Annotated in this window: 5 protein-coding genes and 1 pseudogene; all 6 read right to left on the bottom strand. The window is 45.2% G+C overall.

Annotated features, from left to right (window positions below):
- Positions 1-36: 36 nt before the first annotated feature.
- A pseudogene (locus C6H66_RS11415) lies at positions 37-382 on the bottom strand (YegP family protein).
- A 97-nt stretch (positions 383-479) separates the two neighbouring features.
- Positions 480-1184 (bottom strand): envelope stress response regulator BaeR, encoded by a 705-nt coding sequence (baeR, locus tag C6H66_RS11410; RefSeq protein WP_046396929.1) that lies wholly within the window; start codon positions 1182-1184, stop codon positions 480-482.
- Positions 1181-2569 (bottom strand): envelope stress sensor histidine kinase BaeS, encoded by a 1389-nt coding sequence (baeS, locus tag C6H66_RS11405; RefSeq protein WP_046396930.1) that lies wholly within the window; start codon positions 2567-2569, stop codon positions 1181-1183. Before baeS ends, baeR begins: the two co-directional genes overlap by 4 nt.
- Positions 2566-5652, bottom strand: coding sequence for a multidrug efflux RND transporter permease subunit MdtC (mdtC, locus tag C6H66_RS11400; protein WP_105395646.1), 3087 nt, complete (start codon positions 5650-5652; stop codon positions 2566-2568). The genes baeS and mdtC overlap by 4 nt, the downstream gene beginning before the upstream one ends.
- Entirely contained in the window at positions 5649-8795 is a 3147-nt protein-coding gene (locus C6H66_RS11395; protein ID WP_105395645.1) for an MdtB/MuxB family multidrug efflux RND transporter permease subunit, read from the bottom strand. The genes mdtC and C6H66_RS11395 overlap by 4 nt, the downstream gene beginning before the upstream one ends.
- Complete coding sequence (locus tag C6H66_RS11390; protein WP_105395644.1) at positions 8795-10000, bottom strand: MdtA/MuxA family multidrug efflux RND transporter periplasmic adaptor subunit; 1206 nt, start codon at positions 9998-10000, stop codon at positions 8795-8797. Before C6H66_RS11390 ends, C6H66_RS11395 begins: the two co-directional genes overlap by 1 nt.
- Positions 10001-10581: the final 581 nt, after the last annotated feature.

Genomic DNA, 10581 nt, shown 5'->3' with positions numbered 1-10581 from the left:
TTCAACTGATAAGGTGCGGTTTATCATGAAAAAATATCATTCTGACTTTGTTAAATCTCGGACATTGGTGCTCGAGCCATGTTTAATCGCAGATTGAATGCCTTTTTTGGCCGCGACTTCATTATCGTGAGATTCGCTGATGCCGATAACTTGATAGTTTCTCGCTTTCAGCACGAAATAGGACTTGCCAGATTTGTTTTCTCTGATTTCGAAGTTTTTTTTCTGCCGGTGAATTTGCTTGGACAGAACGAATTCCTTTATTCGCTGCTGCCTTGGTGGTGTACATTTCACTGGTAAGGATAACTTCACCGTTCGATGCTTTTAAATTGAAGTAATACTGCTTGTTTTTTGTTCTCTTAAGATCATAATGACCTATAGCCATAAGAAATTCCTCCAATTAAAGGTAAGTATTTTTAATATAGCTGAATTTCTGACCGGTGAAAGGTTGAGAGAAATTTAATTCAGTTAAAATGTGACAGTTATAACAAACGGCATATATCCGCTTCCCATCGGTAACCAAGTCCATAAATAGAACGAATGAATGTTTTACTGTTGTCCAATTGTTCCAGTTTACGGCGTAAGTTTTTAATGTGACTATCAATAGTACGGTCTGTCACGATTCGGTGATCGTCATACAGATTATTCAGTAACTTATCGCGGGAAAATACTTGTCCTGGGCGACTTGCCATCGTTTTTAATAACCGGAATTCAACCGGGGTTAAGTCCAATATTTTATCGCGGTAACGTGCTTGGAAACAGTCCTCGTCAATTTGCAGATCGCTTTGCTTGACAATATCTTGTGGTCGATAACAACGACGAAGAATCGTTTTAACTCGCGCAACAATTTCACGTGGACTATAAGGTTTACAAATATAATCATCTGCCCCGATTTCCAATCCAAGTAAACGGTCAATTTCTTCCGTTTTGGCGGTGACCATAATAATCGGTACGTCAGAGAAGCGGCGAATGTCCCGACAGATAGATATGCCATCACAGCCTGGAAGCATCAGATCCAGCAAAATAATATCTGGAATATGTTGTTGTACGTGGGAGACAACTTCATCACCCCGCAGTAGCCACTGAGTTTTGTAATCAGCCGCCCGCAGGTAATCAACCAGCAACTGACCAAGCTTTGGTTCATCTTCAACAATCAAAACAGTATATTGTTCAAACTCTGTACTCATAACGTTTCGCCGTCGAGGGATTTAGTTAGCGGCAATTCTACGATAATTCTCAAACCACCTAAAGGTGAGGGTTTGGCATGGATTGTACCGCCATGTGCTTCAACAATGTTATAGCAAATAGCTAACCCAAGTCCTGATCCGCCACTGGCACGGTTTCGTGAGGATTCACTACGGTAGAATCGTTCAAAAACTCGTTGGCATTGCTCTGGTGACAAGCCGGGCTTACTGTCCTCCCAATTCAGAATGAAGTGGTGATCGTTAGAACAACCTTTAATGATTAATTTTCCATTATCAGCGGTATAGCGAAGACTGTTTTCCAGTAAATTGTGAAATAGCTGAGTCAATCTGCTTGGGTCAGCAAACACCATAATAGTTTCAGGAAGTTTAACATCTATTTGGATTTGTTTATCCAGGAAACGTCCACGATAAGATGCAATAGCAGCCTGAATTAACTCACTGATATTGATAAATTCTTTCCGGTATGCCAGCGCTCCGCGATCGGATAAAGAGAGTTGGTGTAGATCATCAACCAGTTTGGTCAATGTGGTAATTTCAGCCAATAACGAATTGAGCGTTTCTGGGGTGGGTTTGTGAACACCATCCTGTAACGCTTCCAATTCACCGCGCAATATAGAAAGGGGGGTGCGCAGTTCATGAGAAATATCTGCCATATAATCGCGACGCATCTGCTCGTTTTTTTCCAGGGTACTGGCGAGCTGGTTAAAATTGTGGGCAAGCTGACCAATTTCATCTTTACTTGATGGTGTGACTCGGGCGCTGAAATCGCCGGCTGCCAGTTTATGCGTTCCTTCAACCAAACGTTTAACGGGTTTTAACATACCGCGGGACAATAATAGCGTGGCTATGATTGCCAGCAAGGTAGATAAACCGGCGATGATCCAGCTTGTCAGTTGCTGTTGGCGATCAAAACTGATGTCAGCTTGACGGGTAATTTTATCTGATGTGCTGACAATGACCCAACCAACGACTTGATGATGATAGAGGATTGGTTTGCGATAGGTCTCTGCCGGGATTCTACCTTCATGACCGACCAGCAGTTTCATATCACTGTCTACTACCCAAAATTGAGTTCGCCAGCCGCGAGGAGGTGGACCTTGATAACTTTCGCTGGTTTGTTCAATGGAACGAATGATTTGAAAAATTACCCGGTCACTCCTCTTTAAGAATTTCCAGCTACCATATTGTTGATATTGTTCAGCCAGTGCTTCGGCTAACATAGCGGTACGTAACTGAATATTTTGTCTGATGTAACCAATAAAACCATGCTGGAAGCTGCTTCTTACTCCCCAGTGCATGGTGATAAGCACTAGCATACAAGTGGCGAAGATGGCCATAAACAGTTTACCACTGATGCCTGGTTTCATAATGGCTCCATAATTTGTCTGGTGGAACGCCGTTGTTGCCACTTTTCCCTTAGTCTATCAAAACAGAGATAGACAACCGGTGTGGTATATAGCGTTAAAAGCTGGCTCATGACCAAACCACCCACAATGGTTATTCCTAAGGGTTGGCGTAATTCCGCACCGTCGCCACTACTCAAAACCAGTGGCAGAGCACCAAATAAGGCGGCCAGTGTGGTCATCAGAATTGGACGGAAACGTAACAGGCTGGCTTGGAATATCGCATCACGGGCGCGGATATTACCGTTACGTTGAGCTTCAATAGCAAAATCCACCATAATAATGGCGTTCTTTTTTACGATACCAATCAATAACATGATGCCTATTAATGCTATCAGGCTGAATGGTGTGTCAAACAGTTCCAATGCCAGCAGGGCGCCAATGCCGGCAGAAGGCAGGGTAGAGAGAATAGTCAATGGATGGATATAACTTTCATACAGTATCCCTAGCACCAGGTAGACGGTAATAATGGCGGCCAGAATCAAGAATAATTGGGATTTCTGGGTTTCCTGGAAAATCTGGGCGGTACCAGCAAAAGTGCCGCGAACTGTCGAGGGTACACTAAGTTCGGTCATGGTTCTTTCAATTGCATTGACAGCATCAGAGAGGGTATAGCCTTCCGATATATTGAAAGCAATGGTTGAAGCAGCAGAAAGCCCCTGATGATTGACACTTAGCGGAGCGTTAGCCGGTTGCCAATGGGCAAAATAGGAGAGTGGAATAGCTTTTCCTTGATTGTTAATCACAAACATTTTTTCCAGCGCGCTGACATCCTGTGTATATTCTGGTGCAACTTCCATCACAACCTTGTACTGATTAAGTGGTTGATAAATAGTGGATATTTGTCGCTGACCAAAAGCATTATTCAGCAGGCTATTGGCTTCACTGACATTGATTCCCAGACGAGACATGGTATCGCGGTCATAGGTTATTGCCATTTCAGCCCCTTTATCCTCTTTATCCGAATTCACGTCGGTCAGTTGGGGCAATTGCCCTAATGCCTTACGGATAACAGGTTCCCATTTGCGAAGATCGTTTAGATCATCTGCCAGCAATGTAAATTGATAGCTAGCATTAGCCTGGCGACCGCCAGCCTTAATATCCTGTACCGGAATGAGAAACAGATTTGCCCCCGGTTCATTGGCAAGTTTAATTCTCAGGCGTGAAATAACCTGTTCAGCGCTTTCTGAACGCTCTTTTAATGGTTTCAGAGAGATAAACATAAAGCCATTATTTACCCTTCCACCACCGGTAAAACCGATAACGCTGTCTACCGTAGAATCTGCATTAATTGTCTGCATGAAGTTTTTCATTTTTTCACGCATAGATTGGAAAGAGATACTTTGGTCTGCCCGAACAAACCCTAGTAACCGACCGGTATCCTGTTCCGGGAAAAAAGTTTTGGGGATATGGATGTAGAGCCAAACATTTAGAGCAATGATGCCAGCCAAAATTAACAATACCCAACGGCTATGATTAAGAACCCACATCAGGGAGCGTCCGTAAATTTGCTGAATTTTCAGCAGAACTTTACCGAATCCCCGTATTTTCTTCTGTGCTTTGGGAAGCTGAGATTTTAGTAAATGAGCGCACATCATTGGCGTTAGTGTTAGAGAAACCAATAATGAGATGCCGATTGAGGTGGTTAAGGTAATGGCAAATTCACGGAACAGCCGACCAACCAATCCATCCATGAGTAGGAGTGGGATAAAGACGGCTACCAGTGAAATACTCATCGAAAGGACCGTAAAACCCACCTCCCGGACACCACGTAGTGCCGCTTGCAGAGGTTTTATGCCTGCTTCAAGGTGGCGGGAAATATTCTCCAGCACCACAATCGCATCATCCACCACAAATCCTGTGGCAACCGTCAGCGCCATTAAAGAAAGATTGTTCAAACTGAAACCGCACAGATACATGGCGGTAAAGGTGCCAATGAGTGAAACGGGTACCGCGATGGCCGGGATCAATGTTGCGCGACCGGAACGCAAAAACAGGAATACCACCAGAATGACTAGCCCGATAGCAATCACCAATGCACGCTCTACTTCTGCTAGTGAAGCACGAATCGTTGGTGTGCGATCTTGGGTAACTTTAAGCTGAATACTGGCAGGAATAGATTCACGTAATGTAGGTAATTGTTCCCGGATACGGTTTACTGTGGCAATAATATTCGCGCCAGCTTCACGGCGAATAATCAACAAAATAGCTGGTTCACCGCCAGACATTCCGGCTGCTCTGACATTCTGAACAGAATTTTTTACATTTGCTACATCCTGCAATCGCACTGGTGAACCGTTGTTATAGTGAACGATGATTGGGCGATAGCTTTCGGCTGTTTTTAACTCGTCATTCGTTTGAACTTGCCAGTGTTGCTGATCGGAATCCACATATCCTTGTGGACGGCGAACATTGGCATTGCTGATAGCTTTGCGTACCGCGTCTAGCGAAACTCCCTGATGAAACAGAGCGCCAGGATTTAATTCAACTCTGACTGCCGGTAATGAGCTTCCGCCAACAGAGACTTCACTGACGCCTTCAACTTGGGCGATTTTCTGAGCCAGTTGAGTAGAGGCAAAATCATAAAGCTGCCCTTGATTATAGGTATCAGAAGTCAATGTGAGGATCATAATCGGGGCGTCAGACGGATTGACTTTGTAATAATGCGGTCTGCTCGGCATACCTGAAGGCAACAGACTTTGAGCGGCATTCAGTGCTGCCTGTACATCCCTTGCTGCGCTGTTAATATCACGATTAAGGTCAAATTCAAGTGTGATATCGGTATTGCCAAGGGAGCTACTGGACGTCATTTCATTAACTCCGGCAATTCGGCCTAAGGCATGCTCCAACGGAGTAGCGACAGATGAGGCCATTGTCTCCGGTGAGGCGCCCGGTAATGAGGCGTAAACGGAGATCACCGGAAAATCCACTTGTGGCAAAGGAGAAACCGGCAACAAGGTAAATCCCAATACCCCACATAGGGTTATGGCTAAACTCAATAGCGTGGTGGCGACAGGACGTTGGATAAATAAGGCAAAAAATTTCACCGCGGCTCCTGATGATCAATAGATGAAGTGCCTGGGGTTGATAGCTGGCGATTGCGGCGATAGTGTGCCAACCGGTCAAACAGTAAATAGATCACCGGCGTAGTAAACAACGTCAGGATCTGGCTCATAATCAGTCCACCTACCATACAGATACCCAGAGGCCGACGTAATTCAGCGCCTACACCGGTGCTGAGCATTAAGGGGAGTGCTCCAAGCAACGCTGCCATTGTGGTCATCAGAATCGGGCGGAAACGTAATAAACACGCTTGATAGATGGCTTCGTAAGGCGATAATCCCTGTTCGCGTTCTGCCGCCAGCGCGAAATCGATCATCATGATGGCATTTTTCTTCACAATACCTATCAACAAGATAATGCCGATGATCGCAATGACATCCAGTTCCTGACCTGCCATCATCAGCGCTAATAGTGCACCCACTCCCGCTGTCGGCAACGTGGAAAGGATTGTTACCGGGTGGATGAAGCTTTCATACAATATGCCTAGCACGATATACATAGCGATAATAGCAGCCGCGATTAGCCACAATGTATTGCCCAGTGCGCTTTCAAATGCCAGCGTTGTTCCCTGAAATTGGGTAGAAATGTCTTTGGGCATTTTGATCAATTGTGCTGCATTACGAACAGCATTGACCGCCTGTTCGAGAGAAGCATCCTCGGCAACGTTGAAAGAAAATGTCGCTGAGGGAAATTGAGCAAGATGATTGATTGCCAGTGGGCCAAATCGTTGTTCAATAGTCGCAATGGCTCTGAGAGGTACGATGTGGCCGTCAGTTCCATTAAGGCGGATATTATCAAATGCTGCCAGCCCTGGAGTCGATGTTACATCATGTTCCAAGATGATCCGATATTGATTAGCCTGGGTATAAATGGTTGAAATTAGCCGCTGGCCGAATGCGTTGTAGAGTGCGTTATCTATAGCGGCCATTGAGATACCCAATCGGCTGGCAGTGTCTCGGTCTACTTTAACGTAAGCAATTAGCCCTTGATCTTGCCAGTCGCTGCTGATATCAACCAGTTCTGCTCTCTGTTTTAATTCAGCCAGCAATTTGGGCACCCAGATACTCAGTTCATCGAGAGAGGTTGCCTGCAAAGTGAATTGGTATTGGGTACGGGTAACCTGAGTGTCAATCGTCAAATCTTGTATCGGTTGCAGATAGAGCTTTATGCCGGGTATAGCGGCAACTTTTTCCTGCAAACGCGGAATAATGTCAACGATTCTGTCATCACGCTGATTCAGTGGTTTTAGTGTGATTTGCAGTCTCCCGTTATTCAATGTTGGGTTACTGCCATCAATACCGACAAAGGTGGCGATATTTTCTACTGCCGGGTCTTGCAGTAATAAAGATGAAACTTGCTGCTGTTTATCTACCATTGCAGCAAAGGAAATGGATTGCGGCGCTTCAAGTGTTCCCTGAATCAGCCCATTGTCTTGCGATGGAAAAAATCCTTTTGGAATCACCAGATAAAGCAGGACAGTTAGCGCCAATGTGCTTAGGGCGATGCCGAATGTGATCCACGGGTGGTTCAGCGCTCTTTTTAGCCATACGGTATAACCAGCGATCATTTGTTCAAAAAAGCGTTCACTGGCTTGTTCGAAACGATTGTGTTTTACCTGTGATTCTGGTTTCAGTATTCGAGCGCACATCATGGGGGTTAATGTCAGCGAGACAATGGCTGAAATCAGAATTGCCACGGCTAGGGTAATCGCAAACTCACGAAACAGGCGGCCAACGATATCGCCCATAAAAAGCAGCGGGATTAGCACCGCAATCAAAGAGAAAGTCAGGGAGATAATGGTAAAACCGATTTCACCCGCACCTTTCAATGCTGCTGTCATCGGTTTCTCGCCTTGTTCTATATAACGAGAGATATTTTCAATCACCACAATGGCATCGTCTACGACAAAACCGGTGGCAATGGTGAGCGCCATTAGCGTCAGGTTATTGACGGAGAAACCGCAGAAATACATCACTGCGAATGTACCAATCAGTGAAAGAGGAACGGCGATACTGGGAATGAGTGTTGCAATACCGTTACGTAAAAACAGGTAAATCACCATAACAACCAGTGCAATTGCTAGTAACAGTTCAAACTGAACATCTTTCACAGAAGCACGAATGGTTGTTGTGCGGTCAGTCAAGATTTTCATCTCGACGGATTTAGGCAAGCTGCTGATGAGTTCCGGCAACATCTGACGAATATTATCTGTGGTTTCAATGACATTGGCGCCGGGCTGGCGCTGAACATTAATCACAATGGCTTGTTTGTTATTTGACCATGCACCGAGTTTGGTGTTTTCAGCGCCTTGTTCAATGGTTGCGACATCTTGTAACCGTACCGGCGATCCGTTTTTATAGGCAACGATCAAGTTGCGGTAATCATTGACTGATTTCATTTGATCGTTAGCTGAAAGCGTGACGGAACGGGTCGGACCATCAAGGCTGCCTTTGGCGGAGTTAACGTTAGCGTTGTTGATTGCAGTGCGGATCGTTTCGCTATCCAATCCCTGTGCCGCGACTGCTTGAGCGTTTAACTTCACTCTGACGGCTGGTCGCTGGCCGCCGGCGAGTGTCACCAATCCTACACCGTTGATTTGGGAAATTTTCTGTGCGATACGGGTTTCCACCATATCTTGAATCTGTGTCATTGGCATTGCGTCGGAGGTGACCGCCAGCATTAAAATAGGCGGATCAGCGGGGTTAACCTTGCTGTAAATAGGAGGGTAAGGAAGGTCATTCGGCAGTAAATTACTGGCTGCGTTAATGGCTGCCTGCACTTCCTGCTCGGCGACATCTAACGGCAAAGTCAGTTGGAATTGTAATGTGATAACGGAAGCCCCGCCGGAACTTTGGGATGCCATCTGTTTAAGACCGGACATTTGCCCGAGTTGGCGTTCCAGTGGTGCGGTGACTGCCGAAGTCATCACATCGGGGCTTGCGCCGGGGTAGAGTGTGACAACCTGAATAGTGGGATAGTCCACTTCCGGTAATGCAGACACCGGCAGCATGCGATAGCCGATAATACCTGCCAGCAGAATTGCTGCCATAAACAGCGTGGTGGCAACGGGTCGCAAGATGAACAGGCGTGATGGTCCGCCTCCTGGGATTAGGGAGCTTACCTGCATCAGGAATTCTCCGCTTTGTCGTGTTTTTGCGGTTGAGGGTTATTTACTATCGGTGTGACAATATCCACTTTAGCGCCATCTGTCAGGCGATCGATACCATCTGTGACCACTTTATCACCTGCTGCCAAGCCGGTACTGATAACAACGCGTTTTGTATCCTGCAATTTGACCGTGACCAGATGTTTGCTGACTTTATTCTCTTTGCCTAACATCCAGACAAAATTCCCTTCATTACCCATTTGCAAAGCAGCATTTGGGATTACCACTGCGTTTTCCAGTGTATCGACTTTAATACGGACATTAACGAACTGATTTGGGAATAAGACGCTATCTTGATTGGAAAAACGGGCTTTCAGCTTAATTGTGCCGGTAGCGGCATCAATTTGATTATCAATGCTCAGTAATTTTCCTTCGGCAAGTTGTTGCTGGTTATTGCGATCCCAGGCGCTAACAACGACGTTGCGATTCGCTTTCTGAGCTTGTAAAACAGCATTGATATCGTTTTCAGGGAGTGAAAACAGCACATCTACCGGATCGGTTTGAGTAATCACCACAATAGGAGAGTTGTTGCCACTAGAGATAAAATTTCCTACATCGATCTGCTTCAAGCCCACTTTACCGGAAATAGGCGCCGTAATACGGCTGTAAGTGAGTTGAAGTTTTGCGCTATCAATTGCTGCTTGATCAACTTTTAGACTGGCCTCGTGTTGGCGGACAAGCGCACGTTGATTATCCATTTCTTGTTGGGAAATCAGGTGAGTGTTTGCCAATTTCTGGTAGCGATTGAGATCTTGACGGGCATTCGCCAATATTGCCTCATCTTTAGCCAGTTGGCCTTTGGCTTGTGCTAGCTGAACCTGAAAAGGGCGTGGATCAATTTCCGCCAGTAAATCCCCTTGTTTAATTTGTTGACCTTCCTGAAAGTGCAAAGCGATGAGCTGACCTTCAACCCGGCTGGTTACTGTGGCGGTATTGGCGGCTTGAATGGTGCCAAGCCCGGTCAGAAAGCGAGGGACCGCCTGCTCTTTTGCCGTGGCAATTTGAACCGGGGGTAACGGGTGATGCTTTAAACCAGAAGGTTGATCCGATGAGCTAAATTGTTGAGGTGTTTTAAATTGATACCAAAAAAATATGGCCGCAGCGATGGCAATGGCGGCTAATGTTGCACGGAAAATAAGGGTACGGCGTTTATTATTTTGATTCATTTCTTCGACATTCTCTCAAACGCAAGGCCAAGGTATTACTTGATTATGTCCGACTGAAATATCGGTTTAATCACATCTATTAGTTTAGACAGTGAGGATAGGCTAAAAAATGGAGAAAATGTGGAAAATATGTCAAGGAAGCGCTTTTTAAGGTAAATTTAGGCGTTTTTTGTCAGTTTTTTCGAGACGGCTCCAGAAATTATGCAAATGATGTTGCCTTTGTTACCTTCTTTTCCTTTTTCTCGTTCATATTTGAGTATAATTTTAAATAGATAAACTTAATGAAAGACGTTAATTGTCTATCTTAGGCAGCTATTTTTTCTTTATATTTTGCATGTATGTATTATTTATAACCCATAACTTCAAATGATTTATTGACGGTATATACCCAATGGATTTCAAGATGGATCGCGACGAAGGGAGCGAATCCGCGGGAGCATAGAAAACTATGTGACCGGGGTGAGTGAGCGTAGCCAACAAAGAGGCAACTTGAAAGATGACGGATATATTGTGAAATAGATCACATACTCGTTATATATCTCTATGCACATTGTTTCTTGATTTTGAAAAAAGGTCATGTG

Source organism: Photorhabdus hindustanensis (assembly GCF_002968995.1).
Taxonomy (GTDB): Bacteria; Pseudomonadota; Gammaproteobacteria; order Enterobacterales; family Enterobacteriaceae; genus Photorhabdus; species Photorhabdus akhurstii.
The sequence above is the reverse complement of the archived record's forward strand: the minus strand, read 5'-3'. Positions and strand labels throughout refer to the sequence as shown.